Annotated in this window: 22 protein-coding genes; 21 read left to right on the forward strand and 1 reads right to left on the reverse strand. The window is 32.4% G+C overall.

What is annotated here, in order from left to right; all coding sequences use genetic code 11:
- Positions 1 to 174: 174 nt before the first annotated feature.
- Entirely contained in the window at positions 175 to 1,824 is a 1,650-nt protein-coding gene (locus CL818_RS13560; protein WP_502692200.1) for a translocation/assembly module TamB domain-containing protein, read from the forward strand.
- Here the strand turns inward: CL818_RS13560 and CL818_RS02115 are convergent.
- The gene (locus tag CL818_RS02115; protein ID WP_286971337.1) at positions 1,821 to 3,548 is read right to left on the reverse strand and encodes a sodium:solute symporter family protein; all 1,728 of its coding nucleotides are present in this window, start codon (positions 3,546 to 3,548) and stop codon (positions 1,821 to 1,823) included. The two genes, CL818_RS13560 and CL818_RS02115, sit on opposite strands and share 4 nt — an antisense overlap.
- A gap of 104 nt (positions 3,549 to 3,652) precedes the next feature.
- Here CL818_RS02115 and cysQ point away from each other — a divergent pair, with 104 nt between their 5' ends.
- The 20 genes from cysQ to CL818_RS02215 all read left to right on the forward strand — a co-directional run bounded on the left by cysQ (position 3,653) and on the right by CL818_RS02215 (position 26,590).
- The gene (cysQ, locus tag CL818_RS02120; RefSeq protein ID WP_272974067.1) at positions 3,653 to 4,459 is read left to right on the forward strand and encodes a 3'(2'),5'-bisphosphate nucleotidase CysQ; all 807 of its coding nucleotides are present in this window, start codon (positions 3,653 to 3,655) and stop codon (positions 4,457 to 4,459) included.
- Positions 4,460 to 4,463: 4 nt separating this feature from the next.
- Complete coding sequence (gene rfbB, locus CL818_RS02125) at positions 4,464 to 5,516, forward strand: dTDP-glucose 4,6-dehydratase (RefSeq protein WP_272974066.1); 1,053 nt, start codon at positions 4,464 to 4,466, stop codon at positions 5,514 to 5,516.
- Positions 5,517 to 5,525: 9 nt separating this feature from the next.
- Positions 5,526 to 6,074, forward strand: a complete 549-nt coding sequence (gene rfbC / locus CL818_RS02130) for a dTDP-4-dehydrorhamnose 3,5-epimerase (protein ID WP_272974065.1) — start codon at positions 5,526 to 5,528, stop codon at positions 6,072 to 6,074.
- On the forward strand, positions 6,074 to 6,940 hold the full coding sequence (gene rfbD, locus CL818_RS02135; RefSeq protein ID WP_272974064.1) for a dTDP-4-dehydrorhamnose reductase: 867 nt from the start codon (positions 6,074 to 6,076) through the stop codon (positions 6,938 to 6,940). The genes rfbC and rfbD overlap by 1 nt, the downstream gene beginning before the upstream one ends.
- A gap of 134 nt (positions 6,941 to 7,074) precedes the next feature.
- Positions 7,075 to 8,202: a non-hydrolyzing UDP-N-acetylglucosamine 2-epimerase gene (gene wecB, locus CL818_RS02140; RefSeq protein ID WP_272974063.1), complete on the forward strand. Its 1,128-nt coding sequence runs from the start codon at positions 7,075 to 7,077 to the stop codon at positions 8,200 to 8,202.
- Positions 8,199 to 9,410 carry a UDP-N-acetyl-D-mannosamine dehydrogenase gene (wecC, locus tag CL818_RS02145; protein ID WP_286971341.1) on the forward strand — a complete coding sequence of 404 codons (1,212 nt, stop codon included), beginning with the start codon at positions 8,199 to 8,201 and terminating at the stop codon, positions 9,408 to 9,410. The genes wecB and wecC overlap by 4 nt, the downstream gene beginning before the upstream one ends.
- A gap of 6 nt (positions 9,411 to 9,416) precedes the next feature.
- Positions 9,417 to 10,424 (forward strand): SDR family oxidoreductase, encoded by a 1,008-nt coding sequence (locus CL818_RS02150; RefSeq protein ID WP_272974061.1) that lies wholly within the window; start codon positions 9,417 to 9,419, stop codon positions 10,422 to 10,424.
- Positions 10,425 to 10,426: 2 nt separating this feature from the next.
- Complete coding sequence (locus CL818_RS02155; RefSeq protein ID WP_272974060.1) at positions 10,427 to 11,728, forward strand: nucleotide sugar dehydrogenase; 1,302 nt, start codon at positions 10,427 to 10,429, stop codon at positions 11,726 to 11,728.
- A gap of 1 nt (position 11,729) precedes the next feature.
- Positions 11,730 to 12,599, forward strand: a complete 870-nt coding sequence (rfbA, locus tag CL818_RS02160) for a glucose-1-phosphate thymidylyltransferase RfbA (protein ID WP_272974059.1) — start codon at positions 11,730 to 11,732, stop codon at positions 12,597 to 12,599.
- The gene (locus tag CL818_RS02165) at positions 12,590 to 14,035 is read left to right on the forward strand and encodes a lipopolysaccharide biosynthesis protein (RefSeq protein ID WP_272974058.1); all 1,446 of its coding nucleotides are present in this window, start codon (positions 12,590 to 12,592) and stop codon (positions 14,033 to 14,035) included. Before rfbA ends, CL818_RS02165 begins: the two co-directional genes overlap by 10 nt.
- Complete coding sequence (locus CL818_RS02170) at positions 14,032 to 15,105, forward strand: DegT/DnrJ/EryC1/StrS family aminotransferase (protein ID WP_272974057.1); 1,074 nt, start codon at positions 14,032 to 14,034, stop codon at positions 15,103 to 15,105. The genes CL818_RS02165 and CL818_RS02170 overlap by 4 nt, the downstream gene beginning before the upstream one ends.
- On the forward strand, positions 15,098 to 15,835 hold the full coding sequence (locus CL818_RS02175; protein WP_272974056.1) for a dTDP-4-amino-4,6-dideoxyglucose formyltransferase: 738 nt from the start codon (positions 15,098 to 15,100) through the stop codon (positions 15,833 to 15,835). Before CL818_RS02170 ends, CL818_RS02175 begins: the two co-directional genes overlap by 8 nt.
- Before the next feature lie 59 nt (positions 15,836 to 15,894).
- Positions 15,895 to 16,833, forward strand: coding sequence for a glycosyltransferase family 2 protein (locus CL818_RS02180; RefSeq protein ID WP_272974055.1), 939 nt, complete (start codon positions 15,895 to 15,897; stop codon positions 16,831 to 16,833).
- Positions 16,834 to 16,985: 152 nt separating this feature from the next.
- A complete protein-coding gene (locus CL818_RS02185; RefSeq protein WP_272974054.1) occupies positions 16,986 to 17,888 on the forward strand; it encodes a polysaccharide pyruvyl transferase family protein in 903 nt (300 codons plus the stop codon).
- A 32-nt stretch (positions 17,889 to 17,920) separates the two neighbouring features.
- Entirely contained in the window at positions 17,921 to 18,994 is a 1,074-nt protein-coding gene (locus CL818_RS02190) for a glycosyltransferase family 4 protein (RefSeq protein WP_272974053.1), read from the forward strand.
- Between the two features lie 121 nt (positions 18,995 to 19,115).
- Positions 19,116 to 20,156 carry a glycosyltransferase family 4 protein gene (locus CL818_RS02195; RefSeq protein ID WP_272974052.1) on the forward strand — a complete coding sequence of 347 codons (1,041 nt, stop codon included), beginning with the start codon at positions 19,116 to 19,118 and terminating at the stop codon, positions 20,154 to 20,156.
- Between the two features lie 3 nt (positions 20,157 to 20,159).
- Entirely contained in the window at positions 20,160 to 21,476 is a 1,317-nt protein-coding gene (locus CL818_RS02200; protein WP_272974051.1) for an oligosaccharide repeat unit polymerase, read from the forward strand.
- 8 nt (positions 21,477 to 21,484) lie between these two features.
- Positions 21,485 to 22,585 (forward strand): glycosyltransferase family 4 protein, encoded by a 1,101-nt coding sequence (locus CL818_RS02205; protein WP_272974050.1) that lies wholly within the window; start codon positions 21,485 to 21,487, stop codon positions 22,583 to 22,585.
- Positions 22,585 to 24,711, forward strand: coding sequence for a bi-domain-containing oxidoreductase (locus tag CL818_RS02210; protein WP_272974049.1), 2,127 nt, complete (start codon positions 22,585 to 22,587; stop codon positions 24,709 to 24,711). The genes CL818_RS02205 and CL818_RS02210 overlap by 1 nt, the downstream gene beginning before the upstream one ends.
- Positions 24,701 to 26,590, forward strand: a complete 1,890-nt coding sequence (locus CL818_RS02215; protein ID WP_272974048.1) for an alginate lyase family protein — start codon at positions 24,701 to 24,703, stop codon at positions 26,588 to 26,590. The genes CL818_RS02210 and CL818_RS02215 overlap by 11 nt, the downstream gene beginning before the upstream one ends.
- The last annotated feature ends 2 nt before the right edge of the window (positions 26,591 to 26,592 follow it).

A 26,592-nucleotide genomic window follows, 5' to 3' on the forward strand; every position in this document is an offset into this window, starting at 1 on the left:
CTTTCTATTAATAAAGGAAAGCTAGGCGATTTATCCATAGATATTGATGGTAACGAAGATTTNTCNCAATATGCTATAAATGCCTTGTTGCGGGATGATGGTTTCGATTCCTTTTCTGCAGTGGGAACTATAGATGTTGTAGGAGAAGAACCTACCATAAATATGGATGTAGAGATGAAACAGCTAGACATCTCTGTATTCAGCCCATTAGGAGGTATTGTTATTAGTGATTTAAGAGGTATAGCAGATGGAAGGGCAAAAGTTACGGGTAATTATAAAAATCCAGATATAGACGGTAAAATTATATTAGATAAAGGTGGCTTGCTTGTGCCATATCTAAATACAGATTTCGATTTTAAAGAGAAAGCAATAATTACGCTTACCAAACAGCAATTTAAATTTAATCAAGTAAAAATTGAAGATACTGAGTATAAAACTCAAGGACAATTAAATGGTATTATCTCTCATAAAAGTTTTAGTGANTGGTATTTAGANTTGGGTATACGAGGTAACCANTTGTTGGTCTTAAATACAGATTATCAGGAAGATGCATTATACTATGGTACAGCATTTATAGATGGTGAAGCTACCATCGTAGGGCCAACAGATGAGTTGGTGATAGATGTTATTGCAGAAACAGAACCTGGTACAATATTTAAAATACCATTAAGTGATACAGAAAGTATAGGAGACAACTCATTTATTCACTTTTTAAGTCCAGAAGAAAAAGAAGCACGCTTAGCAGGAGAAGAAGTTATTTTTGAAGAGGTAAAAGGACTCTCTATAAACTTTGATTTAGATATAGATAAAGATGCTGAAGTTGAAATTGTTGTAGACCAAGTTAGTGGTAGCACATTAAAAGGAAAAGGTGCAGGAACACTACTCATTGAAATAGACACCAATGGTAAGTTTAATATGTGGGGAGATTTTGTTGCCTATGAAGGNGTTTATAATTTTAAATATGGCGGATTNGTACAAAAGCAATTCGAGGTGGTTTCAGGAGGAAGTATAAACTGGGATGGTAGNCCTANTAGAGCTCAGTTAGATGTGCAAGCAGTGTATAAAGTACAGGCAAACCCTTCAATAATTCTCGAAAATCCTTCTATAAACAGAAAGATTCCGGTTGAGGTGGTTATTTCGCTTAATGGAGAAATTGTTCANCCAGACATTAGTTTTGATATTAATTATCCAAACGTTAGCTCAGTTGTAAGATCAGAGTTAGATTATTTAATAGATGATAGAGCAAGTAGAGANNTGCAAGCCTTGTCTNTAGTAACGCAAGGAACTTTTTATAGTGAATTTGCATTAGGTAATAATATTGTATCAGGAACACTGGCAGAGCGTGCTTCTAGTTTGGTGAATGATGCTTTTTCAGATGAAAATGGTAAATTTCAAGTAGGCTTAAATTACACCACTGGAGATCGTACACCAGACCAAGAAACTGCAGACAGGTTTGGACTTACNATNACAACACAAATTTCTAATAGAGTATTAATAAATGGTCAGGTTGGGGTNCCAATTGGNGGTGTTAGTGAAAGTGTGGTGGTAGGTGATGTGGAAATAGAATTTCTGTTAAATGAAGAAGGGACCTTAAGAGCAAGCATCTTTAATAGAGAAAATAATATTCAATACATTGGTGAAGAATTAGGGTACACNCAAGGTGCAGGCTTATCTTATAATGTCGATTTNAATACATTTAAAGAATTGATTGATAAAATAACAAATAGACAGGTTAGGATAGATGCAGACATACAGACAGAAAAGCAACCTGAAACCTTAGCGCCAGATTATATTAAGTTTCCTGGAGGCGATGGTGGTAATTAAACCACTTTTTTCCAGAAAGTCCATATGATCCAACCGCAAAGAATAACAACTGCTAAACTTATGCAGGCGTAAATNAAATCACCATANATAAAGAANCCTGTNGTAAACAAAAGGTTATAAACGCCAATTATACTNGCAAAAAAAGCAACGATCTTATAACCGAAGTTATGAAATTTTGAGTCGCCTTTAAATACAGTGTCTTCATAATGTGCTATAGTNTTTGCGTTACTAGGTTTGGTTAGTAAAGAAACTGCAACCCACGCAATAGTAGTTACAACTACTCCAAAAACAAGTTGCCAATGCGAGGCAAGTTCAACAATTGGGGTTTCTAATTTTCCATTAATAAAAAAGAATACAGCTATAAGAAATGAAACTGCCATAGCGGTTATTTCACTAAATGGATTAATACGATACCAAAACCATCTCATAATAAAAAGTAAACCTGTGCCGGCACCTATCTGTAATAAGAGGTTAAAGGCGTCTCTTGCTTCTTCTAAAATTAAAGCAAGGAAGCCTGCTAACACCATCATAATTACTGTAGAAATACGTCCTACAAGCACTTGTTCTTTCCCAGATGCTTTTGGTTTTACAAAGCGTGCATAAAAATCATTAACAACGTAAGAACTTCCCCAATTTAAATGCGTAGAAATTGTACTCATAAAAGCAGCTATTAAAGAAGTAATGACCAATCCTAATAATCCTGCAGGTAAATACGTAAGCATCGCAGGATAAGATAAATCGTCTTTTACATAAGAGCTGCTAAGATTTGGAAATGCCGCCTGTAAACTTTCTAGATTGGGAAAAACAATTAAAGATGCTAATCCAATTATAATCCAAGGCCAAGGTCTAAGGGCATAATGCGCAATATTAAAAAATAACGTTGCACCAGTAGCATGCTTTTCATCTTTTGCGGCAAGCATACGTTGGGCAATATAACCACCGCCACCTGGTTCTGCACCTGGATACCAAACACTCCACCATTGTACAGCAAGTGGTATAATTAGTAGTGGAATAACAATGTCGAGATTCGTGAAATCTGGGAACAGGGATGTCTTGGTAGAAACAACAGGATGAGATAATAAAGCATCTAAGCCACCAATTTCTGGCATATTAACGATATAAACAGTAGCCCAAATACTACCTACCATAGCAATAATAAATTGTATGAAATCGGTAAGTAATACACCTCGCAATCCGCCTAGCATGGAATATAATACTGTGATGATAGATGCGACAATTAACGTTTCGCTTTCAGAAAAGCCAAACATGACATGACCTATTTTTATGGCAGCAAGACAAACATTGGCCATAATAACAATATTGAAAAATACACCGAGATAAATAGCTCTAAACCCACGTAAAAAAGCAGCAGACTTTCCCGAGTATCTAAGTTCGTAAAACTCGAGATCTGTTGTTATACCACTTCGGCGCCACAATCGTGCATAAAAGAAAACGGTGAGCATACCTGTTAATAGGAAACTCCACCATATCCAGTTACCATAAACTCCATCTTGCCTAATAACTCCAGCTACAAAGTTTGGTGTGTCTGCAGCAAAGGTTGTAGCTACCATAGATACCCCTAATAGCCACCAAGGCATATTACGCCCAGATAGAAAGAAACTCTTGGCATCTTTTCCACTTTGCCTAGCAACGGCAATACCAATGGTTAAACTAATTATAAAGAAGCCGATGATTAATGCCCAGTCAATTGCAGATAGAATCATAAAAATATATACTTTTCAAAAGCTAAAGTAGTTATTTTTTTAAGCTGAGGCACAACAGGAAGAATTAAAGACTCATATACATTAAAATTTAAGAACTTTGTAAAATGAATAGTAATCTTGAAGCAAATTTTGTAGTGGCAGTTAAAGCTTCTGTTTTGGCTGGTAAGGAAATTATGAAAGTGTATCAGCAGGAGTTTGAAGTTTCTAAAAAGTCTGATAATTCCCCAATTACAGAGGCTGATAATAAAGCTAATGATTGTATTAATAAACTTTTAAAGCAAACTGAAATACCAATTATTTCAGAAGAGAACGAAGATATTTCATTTGAGATTAGAAAACATTGGACAAAGTGCTGGATTGTTGATCCTTTAGACGGTACAAAAGAATTTGTAAATAGAAATGGAGAATTTACGGTAAACATTGCTTTAGTAAATAGAGGCGTGCCTACCTTCGGTGTCATATATTGGCCAGTTAAACAACTATTATACGTTGGTGATGTAAGTCAAAATCTTGCATTTAGATTACAGTTAACAAACCATCAATTTTCTAATAGATTATTAAAAGATGTAAGGGAATTGTCACCGAAGAGAGGCCATAAATCGTTAAAGGTGTTGGTAAGTAGGTCGCATGCAAGCAATGAAACAAAAAAATATATAGACAACTTGCAAAAGACAGGGCAACCTATCGAATTAAAATCTATTGGGAGTTCTCTTAAATTTTGTCAAATCGCCGAGGGAAACGCACATCTTTATCCTAGATTTGCACCAACCATGGAATGGGATACTGCTGCAGGACATGCTGTTTGCAACGCTGTAAATATCAAAGTAATGCAAGTAAATTCAACAAATGAATTAGAGTATAATAAAGAGAATCTTTATAATCCTAATTTTATTGTAACATCTAAACAATAGTATTTTGAGTAAAAAACAAATTTTAATTACAGGAGGCGCAGGCTTTATAGGGTCTCACGTTGTTAGGAGGTTTGTTAAAAATTACCCTAACTACCACATTTATAATCTTGATGCCTTAACCTACGCGGGCAACCTCGAAAACATCAAAGATATAGAAGAGTCCTCTAATTATACCTTTGTGAAAGGTGATATAACAGATGAGCCTTTTATTAATTCGCTATTTGAGAAACATCAATTTGATGGTGTTATACATCTTGCTGCAGAGTCACACGTAGACCGATCTATAACAGACCCATTAGCATTTGTGAAAACCAATGTTATAGGGACAATGACGCTCTTGAACGCTGCTAAAACAATCTGGAAAGATGATTTTGAAGGAAAATGTTTTTATCATGTAAGTACAGATGAGGTGTATGGTGCATTAGGAGATACTGGATTATTTACAGAAGACACAGCCTATGATCCTAACTCACCATATTCAGCATCAAAAGCTAGTTCAGATCATTTTGTAAGAGCATACGGAGAGACCTATGGCTTGCCTTATGTCATTTCAAATTGCTCAAATAATTATGGGTCGTATCATTTTCCAGAAAAGTTAATCCCATTATTTATCAATAATATTATTCAGGAAAAGCCTTTGCCTGTTTATGGCGATGGTAATTATACAAGAGATTGGTTGTTTGTTGAAGATCATGCAGTTGCAATTGATTTGGTATTCCATAAAGGTAAGAACCATGAGACGTATAATATTGGAGGTTTTAACGAATGGAAAAATATTGACCTTGTAAGATTACTATGCCAACAGATGGATGAAAAATTAGGGCGTGATAAAGGAACTTCAGAAAAGCTTATCACTTTTGTGAAAGATAGACCAGGTCACGATTTAAGATATGCCATTGATGCTTCGAAAATCAACGAAGAATTAGGTTGGGAGCCAAGTGTAACATTTGAGCAAGGCTTAGCCAAAACAATAGATTGGTATTTAGATAATGAAAAATGGCTTAAAAATGTAACGTCAGGTAATTACCAAAACTATTATAAAGAACAATACGGATAATTTTAGTGTATGATAATTAATAAAACGCCACTTAAAGACTGTTACAGTATCGAGCCGAGAGTATTTCATGATGAACGAGGTTATTTTTATGAGCAATTTAATGAGCAGATATTTCAAGCCGAAACTAAATTGAATGTAAAGTTTGTTCAGGATAATGTATCTGAATCAAAATTTGGAGTAATTAGAGGGTTGCATTATCAACAAGGAATACATTCGCAAGCTAAATTAGTGACTGTTTTGGAAGGCGAAGTTTTAGATGTGGCTATAGACTTAAGAAAAAACTCGCCAAGCTTTGGCAAGCAGTTCTCTATGATTTTATCTTCAGAAAATAAAAAACAATTATTTGTGCCAAAAGGCTTCGCTCATGGCTTTTCTGTATTAAGTAAAACAGCACGTTTTTTTTATAAATGTGATGAATATTATAATAAAGAGAGTGAAACAGGGATTAAATATAATGACGAAACTTTAAATATAGATTGGCAACTAAAGGATGGTGAAATTATAGTTAATGATAAAGATAAACACTTGCCTGGTTTCAAAAGCGCAATTTATTTTTAATGAAGTCTTCCAAAGCAAATACAATTTTAGTAACAGGAGCTAATGGTCAATTAGGAACCTGTATTAAAGCAATATCTAATAACTATCCCTTATATAACTTTGTATTTGCAGACAGTTCCAGTTTAGATATTACAAACAGAAATCAAGTATTGCAGTATATGTCAAATTCACAATTTGAATATATCATAAATTGCGCAGCTTACACTGCAGTTGATCTGGCCGAAGATCACAAAGAAAAAGCCTTTGAGATTAATGTTAAAGGTGTGGAGAACCTTACTATTGCCTGTAAGCGTTATTCCTGTACACTATTTCATGTGTCGACAGATTTCGTGTTTGATGGAAAAAAAAATGCACCATACCTAGAGGGAGATAATACGCACCCTTTAAATTATTATGGAGCGTCAAAATTAAACGGCGAACAAGTTATTCAACAAGCATTAAGTAAATATGTTATAATTAGGACGTCTTGGTTATTCTCAGAATTTGGAAATAATTTTGTGAAAACAATGGTGAGATTAGGGCAAGAAAAAAAAGAATTAAGCATTGTGGCAGATCAATACGGATCACCGACCTATGCAATAGATTTAGCGCATATTCTGCTTAAGTTTATAGCATCATCTTCAACAAGGTATGGACTGTATCATTTTTCAAACCATGGAGCAACCACGTGGTATAATTTTGCAGCAGAAATCTTTAAGTTACAAAATCAAGATATACGCTTACATAAAACAACATCTAAGCAATTTGCAAGCAGAGCAATACGTCCCAAATACAGTGTTCTGGAAACTAAAAAGGTTAAGGAAACATTAAATGTTGAAATTAGGAATTGGCAAAGTGCTTTAAAAGAGATGATTAGCAAACTTTAAGAAAGCGCTAAAACTAGTAATTGAATGCCTAAATATAGTTTTAAGTCACATAACTATCTTATTTTTGCAATCAATTAAAAATTTAGAAGTTAAGCCCCAACATCTAAATTAATAACCACCAAGTTACCTGCTATATGGCAAAAACAAAACACTTAATAGTCTTCGGAACACGTCCTGAAGCTATTAAAATGGCACCTTTAGTAAAAGAATTTCTTAAGAATAATTTACATTTTGAGACTAAAGTTTGTGTGACAGCACAACATAGAGAAATGCTGGATCAGGTTTTAGATTTTTTTGAAATCACACCAGATTTCGATTTAGACTTAATGAAACCCAATCAAAACTTATATAATCTTACAGCTGAAATTATTGTGCAGCTAAAAGAGGTTCTAGAGGAGTTTAAGCCCGATTATGTGTATGTACACGGAGACACAAGTACAACTATGGCCACAAGTATTGCAGCATTTTATTCTGGTGCAAAAGTCTGTCATGTAGAAGCAGGCTTAAGAACGCATAACAAATGGTCTCCGTTTCCAGAAGAGATTAACAGACAAGTAACGGGCAGAATTGCAGATATTCATTTTGCACCAACTGAAACGTCTAAGGCAAATTTACTGTTAGAAAATATAAATAAGGAGTCTGTAGTAATAACAGGAAACACCGTTATTGATGCCCTAATGGAAAGTGTGGAGAAAGTAACAGAAAAGCCTTCAAAAACAATTCAAGACTTAGAAAAAACCTTAGGAAAGAAAGATATTATTTTAGTGACTGGACATAGACGTGAAAATCATGGCGATGGTTTTGAGAAGATTTGTAAGGCATTAAAAACGATAGCGATTCAAAAGCCAGAGCTACTAATTGTATATCCGGTACATTTAAATCCTAAAGTAAAAGAGCCAGTAAACAGAATATTAGGTGAAATAAGTAATATTATGTTAATAGACCCGTTGGCATATCAAGACTTTATTTGGATGATGAATCGCTCAAAATTAATTATTACAGATAGCGGCGGCGTACAAGAGGAAGCGCCAAGTTTAGGAAAGCCAGTTTTAGTTATGCGGGATACAACAGAACGTCCTGAAGCAGTCGATGCTGGTACCGTGATCTTAGTAGGTACAAATACCGAGCTAATTGTATCAGAAACCTTAGATTTGCTAAATAATACAGAACGTTTTAAGCATATGAGTACACTACATAATCCTTATGGAGATGGCAAGGCTTGTGAGCGTATAGTAAACCATATTCAATCTTTAGAATCATGAAACCAGAAGTCGTAATGATTGGGTTAGGCTATATAGGTCTACCTACAGCAGCACTTATAGCATCTAATAAAGTTAATGTATTTGGGGTAGATATTAACCCAAATGTAGTAGAGACAATCAATAGAGGAGAGATTCATATTGTAGAACCAGAATTAGATAGTGCAGTGGCTAGTGCTGTAAAAAATGGGTTTTTAAAAGCAGGTCTTAAAGCACAGGAAGCCAATACTTATTTAATTGTAGTGCCTACTCCATTTAAAGACAAGAATGAGCCAGATATCTCTTTTGTCGAGGCTGCTACAAAAGGTATTTTACCATTGTTAAAGGAGAATGACTTATATATAATAGAATCAACATCGCCAGTAGGGACTACGGAAAAAATGATGGATTATATATATGCAGAACGTCCGGAACTTGAAGGGAAACTGCACATCGCATATTGTCCTGAACGTGTGTTGCCTGGAAATGTCATGCATGAGTTGGTACATAATGATCGCGTCATTGGAGGTGTAAATATAGAAAGTACAGAGCGTGCTTTGGCATTTTATAAAAACTATGTAAAAGGTGAACTTCACGCGACAAATGCACGTACCGCAGAAATGTGCAAATTAGTAGAAAATTCGTCTAGAGATGTGCAAATCGCTTTTGCTAATGAATTGTCTTTAATATGTCACAAAGCAGGCATAAACGTTTGGGAATTAATTAAACTGGCAAATAAACATCCTAGGGTAAATATTTTACAACCAGGAAGTGGAGTAGGAGGGCACTGTATTGCAGTAGATCCTTATTTTATTGTTGCAGATTTTCCAATGGAATCTCAAATTATAGGTAAAGCTCGAGAAATAAATAACTACAAATCATTTTGGTGTGCAGAGCAAGTAAAAAATGCTAAACTGCAATTTCAATTGGACCATGGTAAAAAGCCTAAAATTGCGTTAATGGGCTTGGCGTTTAAGCCAAATATAGATGACTTAAGAGAGTCTCCAGCTAAATATATTGCTCAAAAAGTATTACAAGATGCCCAAGATGAAGAATACTACATTGTGGAGCCAAACATTCAAGAGCACAAAGTATTTAAATTAACAGAGTATAATACAGCAGTAGAGAATGCAGATATAATTGTGTTTTTAGTAGCCCATAATCAATTTAAAAATTTAGGAAGCTTACACAATAAGGTAGTTTTAGATTTTTGTGGAGTTCTTGAAAAATAACATATAATGAAATTAACGAACCAACAAAAAGAAAAACTTAAGGGAGCAAAAATCCTTATAACTGGCGGTGCTGGTTTTATAGGATCAAATTTATGCGAATTCTTTTTGAAACAAAATGCTATAGTGACGTGTTTAGATAATTTTGCGACAGGGCATAAACACAATATAGCACATCTAATGTCTCATGAAAACTTCACATTAATAGAAGGTGATATTAGAGATGTAGAAACATGTCAAAACGCTGCGAAAGGTCAAGATTATATTCTACACCAAGCAGCTTTAGGCTCAGTACCAAGATCTATAAATGATCCGATTACGTCTAACGATGTGAATGTTGGTGGATTCTTAAATATGTTGATTGCTGCAAGAGATCAAAAGGTGAAACGTTTTACATATGCAGCAAGTTCATCAACGTATGGTGATTCTGTATCATTACCTAAAATAGAAGAAGAAATAGGGCAGCCATTATCACCATATGCCATTACAAAATATGTAAATGAGTTATATGCAGCTAATTTTAAAATAACCTATGATTTAGATACTATTGGTTTACGTTATTTTAATGTGTTTGGCAGGAAACAAGATCCAAAGGGTGCATATGCAGCAGTGATTCCTAAGTTTGTCATTCAATTTATGAATCATGAAAGCCCAACCATTAACGGAGACGGTACATTTTCTAGAGATTTTACATATATAGATAATGTCATTCAAATGAATATGTTAACCATTACAACAGATAAAGAAGACGCATTAAATAAGGTGTACAATACGGCTGTAGGAGACAGAACAACCATTAAAGATGTAGCAACACTTCTAAGATCACAATTATCAAATTTTGACACTAAAATAAAAGAAGTAGAAATATTAAATGGGCCAATTAGAAAAGGTGATGTACCACATTCATTGGCCTCTATAGATAAAGCAAAAAGATTATTAGACTACAAACCAACTCACGAATTTAATGAAGGATTGAAGGAAGCTGTAGACTGGTATTGGAATAATTTAAATAAATAATCATGGCAAAAATAAAAATTGCTATCATAGGCTTAGGGTACGTAGGATTACCATTAGCAAGATTATTTGGAACGAAATATCCAGTGATTGGGTTCGATATAAATCAAAATCGTGTAGCAAAACTAAATGAGGGTCATGATGATACACTTGAGGTTGAAGATGATATTTTACAGGAAGTACTTGTTCAAGATGTGGGTACATTAAATAATAAAGGAAAAGGACTTTTGTGTTCTTCTAATGTTAATTATATTGAGGATTGTAATGTGTTTATTGTAACAGTACCAACACCTGTAGATAAAAACAACAGACCAATCTTAATACCTTTATTTAAGGCTAGTGAGACCATAGGTAAGGTGTTAAAGAAACACGATATCGTTATTTATGAATCTACAGTATATCCTGGCGCCACAGAAGAAGAATGCGTGCCAGTGTTAGAACGTACTAGCAATCTTAAATTTAACGAAGACTTCTTTGTAGGATATTCACCAGAGAGAATTAATCCAGGTGATAAAGAGCACACAGTCGAAAAAATATTAAAAGTAACGTCAGGTTCAACACCCGAGATAGGAAAAAAAGTAGATGCACTCTATGCTGAAGTGATTACTGCGGGAACGCACCTAGCACCTTCAATTAAAGTAGCGGAAGCTGCTAAAGTGATTGAAAACTCACAACGTGATATTAATATTGCATTTGTAAATGAGCTGGCTAAGATTTTTAATATGATGGATATTAACACCCATGATGTTCTTGAAGCAGCAGGTACAAAATGGAATTTCTTACCTTTCAAACCAGGCTTAGTAGGAGGACATTGTATAGGGGTAGATCCGTATTATCTGGCACAAAAAGCACAAGAACTAGGCTATCATCCAGAGATTATATTAGCAGGCCGTCGTATGAACGACAGTATGGGGCAGTATGTGGCAAGTGAAGTGGTGAAGTTGATGCTAAAACATGATTTAAAAATAAAGAATGCTAAAATTTTAGTGTTAGGAATTACGTTTAAAGAAAATTGCCCTGATGTAAGAAACACAAAAGTGGTTGATGTGGTTAAACATTTAAAAGACTATGGAACTAACGTAACTATTTACGATCCTTGGGCAAATCCAGAAGAAGTACAACACGAATATAATATAAAATGTCATGCTGAACTCGATTCAGCATCTCATAAAGCCTACGATGCGATCGTACTCACAGTTGCACATAATCAATTTATAGATTTAAATTTAGATGATTATAAATCAAATAACGCTGTTGTATACGATGTTAAAGGTATTTTAGGTGGAAAATCAGATAATAAACTATAATATGAAAGGTATAATACTAGCAGGTGGTTCAGGCACACGGTTACATCCATTAACTATAGCGGTAAGTAAACAATTATTGCCAATTTACGACAAGCCAATGATCTATTACCCGCTATCTGTTTTGATGTTAGCTGGTATAAAAGAAGTTTTAATTATTTCTACACCTCATGATTTACCTAATTTTAAAAAATTATTAGGAGATGGTAGTAATTTTGGAATTACATTAGAATATGCTGAACAACCTTCACCAGATGGCTTAGCACAGGCTTTTATTATAGGTGAGGAATTTGTAGGTCAAGACGATGTTTGCTTAGTTTTAGGAGATAATATTTTTTACGGAGCAGGATTACAAAAAATATTATTTGATGCAGTTAAAACTGTTAAGAATGAGCAAAAGGCTGTTGTGTTTGGAAATTATGTAAACGACCCAGAAAGGTATGGCGTAGCAGAATTTGATGAAGAAAAAAATGTGGTTAGTATAGAGGAAAAACCAAAACAACCTAAATCTAATTATGCAGTTGTAGGTTTATATTTCTACCCCAATTCTGTTATAAATATTGCTAAAGAAGTAAAACCATCTGATAGGGGAGAATTAGAAATCACCTCAGTGAATCAAGCTTTTTTAATGCAAAAAGATCTTAAAATGCAAATACTTAGTCGTGGTTTCGCTTGGCTAGATACAGGTACTCATGAAGCATTAACAGAAGCTACAGAATTTGTAAAGGCTGTTGAGAAAAGAACAGGCCTCAAGATAGCTTGTTTAGAAGAAATTGCATTAACGTATAAATGGATAACTCCAAAAAGTATTAAAGAAAGGGTAGAAAACTTAAAAGGAGAATACTACTCTTACTTGAAAAAAATATGTCTTTAAGATTAAAAACAGCTTCGGGTATTGGTTGGACCTCTATACAACAATTAAGTATTGCTATTATTAGATTTATTATACAAATTATACTAGCACGAATAATAGCACCAGAGCAATTCGGTTTTATTGGAATGATAGTCATTTTTTACGCAATTGGAATGACGTTAATAGATTCAGGATTAGCACAATCTTTACTAAGAACCGTAGATCCTGATGATGATGACTACTCATCTGTTTTTTACATGAATATAGGCACGGCAACTACAATATACATAGCCTTATATTTTTTGGCACCTTACATTTCGTTCTTCTATGATGAACCTATTTTGAAACTTTTAATTAGAATTTATAGCTTTATAATCATACTTAATGCGCTTTACATTGTTCAAGTAACTCGACTTTCAAAGGCACTAGACTTCAGAAGTCAAACCTTAATTGAAGTTCCGTCTATTATAATCTCTGGTTTGGTAGGAATAATTATGGGGTATTTGGGTTATGGTGTTTGGGCATTAGTTTGGATGCAAATTATTCAAAGTACATTAACTTGTATTCAATATTGGATAAGAGGCAATTGGTACCCGTTATTTAGGTTTAGAAAGGAAAAGTGGAAAGTGCATTTTAATTTTGGTTATAAACTTTTGTTGTCGGGTCTATTGGATAGTACTTATAATAATGTTTATACATTAATCATAGGAAAGTTGTATGCACCTGCACAAGTTGGCTATTACACTAGAGCGATAACTTTACGCAATACACCTTTAATAATTATTACTAGCTCTATTAATAAGGTTTTGTATCCAGTACTTTCTGAGATTAGGAATGAACCTAAAAGATTACTTTTAGTCTATAGAAAAATATTAAAAACAATTTTATTAGTTATGTCATTCACTATGGGTATAGGTATAGTTTTTGCTAAACCTTTAATAGTTTTATTATTGACAGATAAATGGATCGCTGCTGTACCTTATTTTCAATTACTCTGTATTGGAGGTATCATCTTTCCATTACACGTATATTATCTAAATTCTTTAAAGGTTACTGGACGAAGTGACTTATTTTTAAAAGCAGAGATCACCAAAAAAATACTAGGAGTTGTTATATTAATTTTTACTGTACCTTATGGCATAATAGCAATTATAATTGGACAAGTCTTATCAAGTTTTCTAAGCTTATTCGTAAATCAATTTTTCGCTAGAAAAGTTTTGGATTACCCTTTCTGGATTCAAAATAAAGATGCGTTTCGAATTATATTACCTTCATTCACTATAATTGCATCTATTTACTTTTTAATAAATTATCTTGATGATTTTACTAGTTTTTTTGTTATAGTGTTCTTGTTTATTATTTATTCATTTCTCTTTTTAACACTTCATTGGACTATTAATAAAGAGAGTTTTGATGAGATATTTTACCTAATAAAAAAAATAAAGACTAAAAAATGATAAACGTAACGAAAACATTTTTTCCTCCATTAGAACAATATGAAAAACAGCTCAGAAGAATTTGGAAAAATGAGTGGATGACTAATCGTGGGGAACTAGCTCTTGAATTAGAAAGTAAAATTAAGATGGATTCTGATATTGAAAACATGACTTTGATGACTAATGGAACATTGCCATTACAAATAGCATTAAAGGTTTTGGGGAATCAAGGAGAAATAATAACAACACCTTTTAGTTATATCGCAACTACATCGGCCATAGTTTGGGAAAATTGCACACCTGTTTTTGTAGACATTCATGCAGATTATCTAACAATAGATGAGACTAAGATAGAAGCTGCAATTACGAATAAAACTACTGCCATACTTGCAACTCATGTTTTTGGAAATCCTTGTCATGTGGAAGCCATTGATGATATTGCCAAAAAACATAATTTAAAAGTGATTTATGATGCAGCACATTGTTTTGGGGTAAAGTATAAAGGAAAATCAATTTTTCAATATGGAGATGTTAGTACATGTAGTTTTCATGCCACAAAATTATTTCATACAGGAGAAGGTGGTGCCATATTTTGTAAGGATAATGATTTAATGCATAAATTGTTTTATAGTCATAATTTTGGGCATAATGGTCCCTCAAAATTTCACGGACTCGGAATTAATGCGAAAATTTCTGAGCTCCAAGCGGCAATGGGCTTGGCTGTTTTTCCATATATGGATGAGATAATCAATTCTCGAAAGCTAATAGTTGAGAATTATAATAATTATTTGGACTTTAATAAAGTTGTCCCATTGAAAATTCGTGAAGGAACAAATTGGAACTTTAGTTATTATCCAATAATTTTCGAATCAGAAAAAAAACTGCTAAAGATTCAACACTTACTAAATAAGAACAATATCTTTCCAAGAAGATATTTTAATCCTTCTCTTAACACTCTTAGGTATTTAGATGATTGTAGCATGCCTATTTCTGAAGAAATAAGTTCTCGTATTCTTTGCCTACCACTTTACAAGGGTCTGGAATTAAAAAGTGTAAATCAAATTTCAAAACTAATTATAGAGAATGTTTAAAAAAATTTTAATTATTACCGACAATCTTGACATTTCTAAGAAATTAAAGAAAATTATTAGAGCTAAAAACATAGAAGATTTATTCTATTATTCCGTAAGCCCTTTTTCAAAAAAAAATGAATTTTCAAATGCTCTAGATTGTACTGTTAGTTCTTTTGACATGAGAATGGAAGGTGATGTTTTGGAAATAATTAATAGTTATGATTTGGTTTTATCCATTCATTGTAAGCAGATTTTTCCCGAAAAACTTTTAAAATCAGTCCGTTGCATAAACATACATCCAGGTTACAATCCAATTAACCGAGGCTGGTATCCACAGGTATTTTCAATTATTCAGAATTTACCGGTTGGTGCAACTATTCATGAAATTGATACCGAGATTGATCATGGAAATATAATAGCTAGAGAGTTTGTTGAAAAAAAGAACACAGATACTTCTTTAACACTCTACCTGAGGATTGTAGAAAAGGAACTTCAATTGTTTGACAAAAATATCATAGACATTATAAATGACAACTATAAAACCAGTGTACCTGAGTGCGAAGGAAATCTTTTTTTGAAAAAAGATTTCAATAAGCTAAAGGAAATAGATTTAAATGAAAAGTCTACCGCTTGGACGTTAATTAATAAATTAAGAGCACTTACTCACGGGAATTATAATAACGCCTATTTTATAAATCCTGAAACGGGCAAGAAGATATATGTATCAATCAGTTTGAAAGAAGTTTGATTCAAAACCAAATTATAGTAAAAGGATTTTTGAAATACGTTCTTAATTAATATTTAATCATGAAAAACATCACTGTAAGTGTTATAATGACCACATATAAACATGAAGATTACATAGAAAGTGCCATAAATGGAATTCTAATGCAAGTTTGTAATTTTAATTTTGAGCTGATTATTGCTGATGACCACTCTCCAGATGCTACACAAGAAATAGTACAAAAAATAATAAAAAAACACCCGAAGGGATATCTCATAAAATACCAGAGACATAAAAAAAATAAAGGCTTAATATCCAACTTTAAATGGTGTCTTGAACAAAGTAATGCAAAATACATAGCACTTTGCGAAGGTGATGATTATTGGATTAGTAGTGATAAGCTTCAGAAACAAATTAATGTTTTAGACAAAAATCCTGATATTAATATTTGCTCGCATCCTTCATTATGCTTATATGGGACAACAATAAAAAATATAGGTTATGGTTTTCACGGTAAGAGAAGTAGAATAATTAGAGCTGATAAGGTAATTAAGAATTATGCTAGTACGGCTCCATTTCAATCCATAGTTTTTAGGAGAGGACAGATAGATGAATTCTCAAGTCTAACTGACGGTCTTTTAGGAGTACATTCAACTGTACAAATATTTTATGCAATTCCTAACGGTTTATATTATTTGTCTGAAATTATGTCTGTTTATAGAGTTGAATCATCAAGCTCTATTTCTAAGGAGTTATTTAAAAGTGATGATAAATATCTTGCAAGACAATTTCAAAACTGGTGTGGTTTAGATAAATTGAACAGAGCCAGCAATTTTAAATTTGACAAAGAATTTAAATGTAGTAAAAAATATAGAGCTTTAGATATTTTACAAACAGGTAAATTGAAACCTTATGAAATTTATAAAATCATTGTGAAATTAAATTTATATTTCCTGCCTTTCAGACTCTTTAAAAGCTTAGTTATAAATACAATACTAAAATTAAAACGGAAAATAGTCTAGATACAATAAAATTAAAGAACGAGGTGACAAATTGACAGAAGGCGGAAAAATATTGATGGTTTATATTTAAAACCTTACCTGTTATTTAACCAGAAGATTAATTAATTAATCTTATTTTTTTTAATCATCGTTAAAACCCAAAGAAAATAGTTATGAGTATTCAGCAAAGAATAAAGAAAAAAATTAGGGAAGTAAAACAAAATTTATTTGAGAATGTAAAGTATACCTTTTTTAATAATATAATTTTAGTAGGTGGTTATTCACATTCAATTAATTTTGGAGATGCTCTTAATGTGTTTTTAGTTGAGAGTTTGTCCAAGAAAAAAGTAATACACTCAAAATATATACGCAGTAATTATAAAGAATTACCTAGATATCAAGTTATAGGTAGTGTGCTTCAATGGTCAAGAGACAATGATGTGGTTTGGGGCTCAGGTTTAATTAAAAAATCTTCTTTAGTACCTGCTCATAAATTAGACATAAGGGCAGTAAGAGGTCCAAATACACTATCAATACTGGAACATAATCAAATCGTATCGAAAGAAGCAGACATAGCTTTTGGTGACCCTGCATTGCTTCTACCTATGCTATATGATAATAAGATTGATAAAAAATACAAAATAGGTATTATACCGCATTATGTTGATAATATGAATCCTTGGCTGAATAAAGTGGCTTCAGAGGAACTTAAAGTTATTGATATTGAATGCGGCACTAAATGGAAATCTTTTGTTAATGATGTATTGTCATGTGATATGATTTTGAGCACTTCCCTACATGGTCTTGTCATTGCTGATGCTTATCGCATTCCTTCTCTTTGGATTGGTTTAAGTGATAAATTAGAAGGCGGCAATTTTAAATTTGATGATTACTATATGAGTATTGGAGAGAAAAATATTAACCGTATTGTTATTAATTTAGAAACAAAAGTTAAAGACCTTATACCTTTGGTAACCTTAAAAAAACAATTTAATGGACAAGAACAATTAATAGTTAGTTGTCCATTCATAGACGAATCTGTAAAAAGTGAGCTTCTAAGTAAAATAGGCAAATAAGAGATGATTAAAACTTACTAAATATTATTTTTATGAAAATTGTCATGTTTCTCCAGAGGCTTCATATGGGAGGCGTTGAAAAATATATTATGGATTTGTGTGAACATGCAGATTCTGATAATCATGATATTACAATCGTTGTTCTTACAAAAGTATATAGTAAAAGTAAAAGAGAACAGTTAGAAAGGAAAGGGATATCTGTTTTTGAATTAGGTGCAAAAAATGGAAGAGATTTAAAAATTATATTTAAGTTTAGATCTTTTATTAAAAAGTTTAAACCAGACATAATACATTTTAATACTTTACCATTGCTAGGTTTTGTTCCTCTATGTTTTGGGTCATTTAAAACTGTATATACTATTCACCAAATGACAGATTTACAAATCTTTGAAAAAATTTACAAGCCTTTTTTGACTGGGGTAATTGCAGTTTCTAGTACCGTACTTAGTGTGTTTAAAGATGATAAACAATATTTTAAAAATAGCAAGTGGACTCAAATTAATAATGGTATTAATTTAGAAATAAGAAGTGTCTCAAAATTTGACAATGATGTAGTGTCGCTTATTATGGTTGGTAGAATTACAAAAGATAAGCAAGTTATTGAAGCAATTGAAATAATACATCATTTAAAAACTTTCTCTAATAAGTGTTATAAGTTATCTATAGTAGGGAAAGCTGAAAAGGAAGATCATTACATAAATGAAATAAAAGAAAAAATAATTGAATTAGGATTAACAGATAGTGTGATTTTTGAGGGTTGGCAAAATGATGTAGCACCCTTCTTTGAGAAAAGCCAAGGTGTATTAATATTGTCGGAGAGAGAATCTTTATGCTATAGTGGCCTGGAAGCACTTGCTAATGGAGTTCCTATTTTTAGTTATAAGGTAGATGGCGGCTTGCATGATTATCATAAAGACGGCATAACAGGAATTGTTGATTCTTCCTGTAACCCTTTAAACTTAGCAAAGAGAATACATGAAGTTTTTAGTTCCCAAATTAAATGGAAAAAATATACTGAAAATTTTGATGATGTACTTAAGGACTATAACGTTGAAACAATGGCAAAAAAAACCTTTAGTTTTTATAAGAGCCTTTGTGCAAATTAGAATAAATAAAATGAAGAACATCTTAATAATTACAAATATACCAGCACCATATAGGCAAAAGATGTTTAATAGCATGTCAAATATCTTTACTCTATTGGGGCTATCGCTTAAAGTATTATATATGGCTAAAAAAGAGCCAAATAGAAAATGGAAAATTAAGCAGGAAACTTATCAATATCATTATAAATTTTATTGGGGTTTGCACCCAATAATTGGAAACATGTTTGCTCATTTTAATCCAGGATTGCTGTTACGTCTAATATTCAAGCGTGATTATCAGGCAGTAATACTAGGAGGTATGGCCAGTCCTACTCATTGGCTTGTACCATTCTTTGTGAAACGTAATGCAAAGAAATTTATGTGGGTAGAATCAAATTTGACCTCAGTGAAACGAACAAAAGGCCTATCTTATAGGCTTAAGAATTTATTGCTTTCAAAACAAGATGGTTTTGTAATTACAGGAAACCCTCAAAAAGAATATATAAGATATTTTCTTCCTGAGATTGGAGAAAGATTTTTTTTTATACTACCTAATATTATCGACGAATCCCTATTCTATCATGGAATCCGTAAAATTAGAAAAGATAAACATCAAATCTTAGAAGAAGCAGGAGTTAGTGAGGATTGTCAAATGTGGATACTGCCAGGTCAATTCATAGAAAAGAAAGGTATTTTAGAGTTTTTAGATCTACTTAGCATCTCTGACATATCAAATGTGAAATTATTCTTATTAGGTGATGGAATCTTAAGACCACAAATTTCAAAAAGAATACAAAATTTTAATATACCAGTTGAGATCATAGGTTTTGTACAACAAGAGGTAATGCTTAGATATTATGCAGCTGCCGATTTATTCATTTTACCTAGTTTAAGTGATCCTTCACCTCTTTCACCGATTGAGGCAATAGCATCAGGATTGCCTATATTAGTTTCTAGCAAAATAGGTAATTGTGATGATGTTTTGGATGAAGGGCAAAATGGCTGGAGCTATGATCCTATCACTGAAAAAGATAAAGGTGCAAAAATTTTAAAAAAGTTAGCGGAATCTACGGTCAATCAACGTAATATTATGGGTGTATATTCTTCAAATATTTACAAAGAAAGATTCGATACAGACAAACTTATAACTGACTTTTCAGAGAAGCTTAAGAAATTCGTGTAGATTATGAGGTTTTTGTTAGTTATTTTATGCTGCATTGTTACAATAAATTTTAACAATTATATTAACCTAGGTGAATTTTATTTTTACTTACTAATCGCTATTGTTTCTTTAGATATATTTTTGATAAAGACCATAAAACTAATTCACGTTTGGAATGGAGCATTTCTTTTCATTATCGTATCAGAAGTCTTTTCATACTATCCTTTTTTTGGCTTAAATCAATTGGAAGCATTAAAGTATTTGATAATTGCTAATAATATAATATACCTTGGCTACATTTCAAAAAGGACACCGTCCTTTTCTACGAGGCATAGTGTGAAAATATACGACCATAGATCTAGTAAGTTGGCTGATTTTATGTTAATTGGATTAGTTGCATTTTATGTTTTTTTCAAATTTAAAGGTGCTGTTGCATCATTCACATTAGGAAGAGATATAGCTTTTGGTTCAGGCGGCAGTTTTTTTTTAAGTTCAGTTCTAAGTTCTTTAGGATTAGTATTACCTGCTATTATTGCCTATTATTATTTATATGTAAAAAATAAAAGTTTAGTCTATCCTCTATTGATTTCTGCTCCAATTATCATAATCTTATTTCTAGCTGGAAATAGATTTCCTTTATTATTTTCTGCTCTTGGTTTAGTCTTAGTTATACAAGGTAAAATATTGGGTCAATCATCATTTAAGAAAATGTCAATTTTAATAATATCTTTTATTTTACTTTTTTCAGCTTCATTATTAATGCGCTCAATAAGATCTTCTTCTTCTAAAAGCAATGAGATTGTTTTGCTTTCCAAAACTCACAATGTATCTCTGCCAGAGAGAGTAAGTAATTTTATGAGTCCAGAAGGTGTAATAGATATGACAGGTCTTTTAATTGAACATTTCAAGACACGGCAACATCAATTGGGTAAATCAAGTAGTTTTTTATTATATTTTTGGGTACCCAGACAACTGTGGCCAGACAAACCCCAAATGTTGGGATTTTGGTTTATTAGAGAATATACAGCTAATCTAAGTGCTGGTCATAGTTCCGCACTTGGATTTACTGGAGATTTATATGTTGATTTTGGTAAGTACTCTCTCTTGTTTGTTTTTCTTTTAGGTAGAGTTTTGAAAATTGGAGAGGCAATACAATCTATGTTGTTTAAAACTAAGGGCTATAATATTATAATTGGAGCCATGATTTTTCCGTATGTATTCTTTTTTGTGAGATCACCGGTAACGGCAACAATGAATTTTATTGGGATATTATTTTTTTGCTTTATTTTGAAAAAAATAATTTTTTCCAATTCAAAAGTGATAACCTCTAATCAGAAATAACTAATAAATTGAAAATATTCATTGACGCAACCAACATAAAAGCAGGAGGAGGATTAACACACTTAAAAAACCTTGTTGAAAATCATAAAGAAGATACCATTTCTTTGGTTGGAGGTGATTGGTTAGCTCAAATAGAACCTCAGCCCAATCTTAAAAAACTAATTTTTGCTTCAAACTTTAAGTCAATATTAAAGCAAGAAATATTTAAGCGTTTTAAATTAGAGTCTGTACTAAAAGAAAGCGACATTGCGTTTATTCCTGGAGGCACGTTTTCCTCAAAAAAAACACCGTACGTAAGCATGTCTCAAAATATGCTTGTATTTGAAGATGAAGAGCGAAATAGATTTCCAAAGTCGTTGACTTGGATGAGATATAAAGTTTTGGAAAGGCTACAGGTAAGATCCTTTAAAAACTCAAAAGGTATAATTTACATATCAAATTATGCTAAAGATTATATTGAAAATAAATACCCAAGCCTTAAAGAAAAACCATCAACAGTTATTTATCATGGTATTTCTACTGATTTTAGGCAAAAACCTAAAATTCAAAAACCTATAAATACCTATTCAAAAGAAAACCCATTTATCATAACCTATATTTCTATAGTTAATTTTTATAAGCACCAATGGAATATAATTGAAGCGGTAAAAACCTTAGTAGAACAAGGATATCCAATCAAATTAGAACTTATTGGACCAATGTATGAGCCAGTTAGGCAAAATCTTGAAGAGTCCTTAATTGGTACTGACAATTTTGTAGAGTATAAGGGTAAAGTACCTTATGAAGAAATTTCAAATTCATATAAATCTGCAGATTTATTTGTATTTGCTTCGACTTGTGAGAATATGCCAAATATTTTGGTTGAAGCTATGTCTGCCGGCTTACCTATTTTATGCTCAAATTATGGGCCAATGCCTGAAGTGCTAAAAGATGCAGGTGAGTATATGAATCCGCTTAATGTTGACGATATTTGCAAAAATTTAAAGTTACTATTGGATTCTACTGAAATACGACAAAAGATTTCTGAAAAAGCTTATATATATTCACAAGATTTTTCTTGGAACACAACAGCAAATCAAACTTTTAACTTTATTAAGAGCTTAGCATAATGAAACAAATCATCCAATCCTTTAAAACAGGAGAAACTATATTAGAAGATGTACCTGCACCATTGGTAAAACGTGGGCAGGTGCTTATAAAAACAACTAAAAGTTTAGTGTCTCTTGGTACAGAGCGTATGTTAGTTGAGTTTGGGAAATCTAATTTAATTTCTAAAGCTAGACAGCAGCCCGATAAGGTTAAGATGGTTTTAGATAAAATTAAAACTGATGGCTTATTGCCAACTTTAGAGACAGTTTTTAACAAATTAGGAGAGCCTTTGCCGTTAGGTTACTGTAATGTAGGTCAAGTAATTGCAGTTGGAGATGATGTTGCAGAGTTTCAAGTAGGAGATAGAGTAGCATCTAATGGTCAGCACGCTGAGTTTGTCTCTATACCTAAAAATTTAGTAGCAAAAATTCCAGATTCAATTACAGATGAAGAAGCTGCTTTTACTGTTATAGGAAGTATTGGTTTACAGGGAATACGCTTAGTAGAACCAACACTAGGTGAAACTATAGTTGTAACAGGATTAGGCTTAATTGGTTTAATGACGGCTCAGTTATTAAAAGCAAATGGTTGTAATGTTATTGGGATAGATTTTGACCAATCTAAACTAGATATAGCTGAAACATTTGGAATTCAAACGATAAATCCTGCTTCTGGAGATGATCCAGTTAAAACGGTAAATGAACTTACTAATGGAATTGGAGCAGATGGCGTTATTATTACGGCATCTACAAAAAGTAATGATGTGATTTCCCAAGCTGCGCAAATGTCAAGAAAGCGTGGTCGTATAGTTTTAGTAGGAGTTATAGGATTAGATATTAGCAGAGCAGACTTCTATGAAAAAGAATTAACATTTAAGGTATCTTGTTCTTACGGTCCAGGAAGATATGACGACACCTACGAGCAACAAGGCCAAGATTATCCATTACCTTTTGTGAGATGGACAGAAAAACGAAATTTTGAAGCGATACTCAATGCAATTTCAACACAGGCTATAGATGTAAAATCTCTAATTACCGAAATTGTAGATTTAGAAAATTATAAAGAAATTTATGGTGAAATTGGCAACTCTAAAGCCATTGCATCTATCTTGAACTATAAAGGTTCAGAGTATTCAAATACAGTTTCAATTACAAAGCCTGAAAGCAAAACAAATACTTCAGCAAATAAAGGTATAGCAATTATAGGTGCAGGTAATTTTACTAAAATGACAATGTTGCCTGCCTTTAAAGGACTAAATGCTCAATTAGAAACTATAATAAGTTCAGGTGGTGTATCAGGAACGGCATTAGCAAAAAAGTTCTCTATTTCTAAAAGTTCCACAAATTATGATGATGTTTTACAAGACAAATCAATAAATTCTGTTGTAATAACCACAAGGCACAACTTGCATGCACCAATGGTTATTAAAGGATTAAAAGCAGGTAAAAATGTTTTTGTTGAAAAGCCTTTGGCATTAAATAACGAAGAACTTGAAAACATAGTAGATGCATACAAATCATCTAATAATACACTAACAGTTGGTTTTAACAGGCGTTTTTCTCCATTTGCAACTAAGATGAAAGTTGTATTAGGTCAATCTGAAACCCCTATAAATGTCATAGCAACTATGAATGCTGGTATGATACCTTCAAATGTATGGGTACACGATTTAGCCGTTGGTGGCGGTCGTATTATAGGCGAAGCTTGTCATTTTATAGATCTAATAACGTATTTAACAGGAAGTAAAGTTATGTCTGTTTGTATGAATGCAATGGGTACAGATCCAGAAGCGTCTACAGATAACGCAACCTTATTACTTAAATATGAAAATGGTTCAACAGGTGTAATTAACTATTTTGCAAATGGTAGCAAATCTTACGCTAAAGAACGTGTAGAGGTTTATTCTCAAGAAAGAACACTTGTTTTAGATAATTGGAGAGTTTTAAAAGGGTATGGATTTAAAGGCTTTAAGAAAATGAAATCTAAAATGGATAAAGGCCATAAAGCTCAATTCTCATTATTAACAGACCAAATTAATAATGGAGGCAAAGCTATAATCCCGTTTGAAGAATTAATAAATACCACCAAAGCATCTTTTGCAGCAATTGAAAGTTTAAAAAATAACAGTTGGATAAATGTGGAGTAAAATCAAAAAAGGTCGTTTAGCCTTAGATTTTATTCAAAATATGGGTTGGCGTTATATAGCGTTTAGGATTAAGTATTTAATTGAAATAAAATCAGGACGATTAAAAGCTAAATTTCCTACACAGCCTACTTTTAAGACATTTATATTATTAACAGAATGGCGTAATAATACGCCTCAATTTTTCTTTCAAGGAAAAAATATTAAGGGGTTAACACCCGAGCCTACTCAAATTCTAAAAGATAATTTTGAAAAAATTAAATCTGGAAAGGTTCAATTTTTTAGCCACACGTGGTTAGATCTAGGCGCAGATTTTAATTGGATAACAAATCCAGAAACTAATTTTAAATATGATATAGCTAAGCATTGGTCCGAGATTGAAAGCTTATCTAAAGAATCTGGAGATATAAAATATGTTTGGGAAAAAGCGAGATTTAGTTATGTATACCATGTTATTCGATATGATTTTCATTACCAAGATGACCAAGCTGAGTTTGTGCTTTCAGAAATTGAAGACTTCATTACTAAAAATCCATTAAACCAAGGCCCAAACTATGTTTGTAGCCAAGAGATTAGTTTAAGAGTTTTAAATTGGACGTTTGCACTGTACTATTACAAAGATTCTGAAGCCTTAACAGAAGAGCGTTTTAAAACAATACTCAACAGTATATACTGGCAATTACATCATGTATATAACAATATAAACTTCTCAAGGATAGCGGTTCGTAATAATCATGCGATTACAGAAACATTAATGCTTTACCTCTCTAATTTAATGTTTCCTTTTATGGAAGACACAAAATTATGGAGTGAAAAAGGAAAATCTTGGTTTGAAGAAGAAGTAGATTATCAAATTTATGATGATGGTACATTCTTACAATTTTCAATGAACTACCATCGTGTTGTGGTACAATTATTAACTTGGGGAATACGTCTTTCAGAATTACATAACAATACATTTAAGCCTGTTGTATATGAGAAAGCTCAAAAGTCATTAAATTTTTTAGAAGCGTGTATGGATCCAGTTTCGGGACAACTGCCTAACTACGGATCTAATGATGGAGCTTTATTTTTCCCTTTAACAAATGATGATTATAGAGTTTATAAATCTCAATTAGATGATCTTAGAGCTGTATTGCAACACACAACAGCTTACAACACATTAAGTAGATTCTGGTACGGTGTAACAGATATTAAACCTGTAGCTTCACAATGGAACGAGCTAGAGAGTTTTAAGGAAAGTGGTTATTATATTATTCAAGAAGATACTACAAAAACCTTTATAAGGTGTGGTAGTTATAAAGACAGACCATTTCAGTCTGATAATCTTCATATAGATATTTGGCATAATGGTATTAATTATTTGTGGGATTCAGGAAGCTATAAATATAATACAGATACGCAAACTCTAAATTATTATGTAGGGATACAATCTCACAATACAGTGTCTATTTCAGAAGAAAACCAGATGCTTAAACAAGGTCGATTTATTTGGAACTTTTGGGTAAATAGAGCAGAAGCAACAGTGTCAAAAGATCAAAATTCAAAACAGTTTAAAGGTAGTATTAATGCGTTTAGGCAGTTAGGTGGTATAAAGCATACGCGTACTGTTGAAAAGTTAAATGATAAGCTTATTTGGAATGTGTTAGACAGCTTTGATGATAATGCCAAGGGAAGACAAAAACAAGCGTTTTGGCAAATAAACCCCGAAGTATATGATAAAGTTGAAGTGTCTGCAAAAGATGCGAATAATAATAAGCTAAACGCTATTGTAGATGATGTTTTTGTCTCAAATTATTATGGTCAGAAAATAGCATCTAAAAGAATTACCTTTACAACATCTACACAAGAGATAACTACAGTTATAAATCTTAGAAATTAAAA

Source organism: Croceibacter sp., assembly GCF_002716225.1.
GTDB lineage: Bacteria > Bacteroidota > Bacteroidia > Flavobacteriales > Flavobacteriaceae > Croceibacter > Croceibacter atlanticus.